The organism is Shewanella sp. 10N.286.45.A1, assembly GCF_041470405.1.
Classification (GTDB): domain Bacteria; phylum Pseudomonadota; class Gammaproteobacteria; order Enterobacterales; family Shewanellaceae; genus Shewanella.
Window position 1 is genome coordinate 25,719 of the sequence record NZ_JBFRMK010000249.1, and the last position, 506, is coordinate 26,224.

Here is a 506-nt window from a genome sequence, read left to right on the forward strand (position 1 = left end):
AGCTACAAATATATTTTGCCGCAGTGTTTTTGACTTTAGTTATTTTTTGAGGGTTTTAGCCTTTGGAAAAGGAAGATTGGAGCGAGCTTTTGACTTAAACAACAGCGGGTTCGAACTGATGACCTATACCTTGACAACAAAAAGGTATCAACTTTATCTACAAGCACAGCTGAGCTACAAATATATTTTGCTGCAGTGTTTTTCACTTTAGTTATTTTTTGAGGGGTTTAGCTTTTGGAAAAGGAAGATTGGAGCGACATATCAGGTTCGAACTGATGACCTATACCTTGGCAAGGTATCGCTCTACCAACTGAGCTAATGTCGCATAATCTTTGAAATTGGAGCGACATATCAGGTTCGAACTGATGACCTATACCTTGGCAAGGTATCGCTCTACCAACTGAGCTAATGTCGCGTAAATCTTTTTACTTATCGAATTTGGTCATTCAATAAGTTTGAAATTGGAGCGACATATCGGGTTCGAACCGATGACCTATACCTTGGCA

Annotated in this window: 1 protein-coding gene and 2 tRNA genes; 1 reads left to right on the forward strand and 2 read right to left on the reverse strand. The window is 39.3% G+C overall.

Annotated features, from left to right (window positions below; genetic code table 11):
* On the forward strand, positions 1–211 hold a 211-nt coding region (locus tag AB4238_RS17325), incomplete at its 5' end, for a hypothetical protein (protein ID WP_372034563.1).
* Positions 212–249: 38 nt separating this feature from the next.
* Here the strand turns inward: AB4238_RS17325 and AB4238_RS17330 are convergent.
* Both AB4238_RS17330 and AB4238_RS17335 read right to left on the reverse strand, forming a co-directional pair.
* Positions 250–325: transfer RNA gene (locus AB4238_RS17330), tRNA-Gly, on the reverse strand.
* 14 nt (positions 326–339) lie between these two features.
* Positions 340–415, reverse strand: a tRNA-Gly gene (locus AB4238_RS17335).
* Positions 416–506 lie beyond the last annotated feature (91 nt).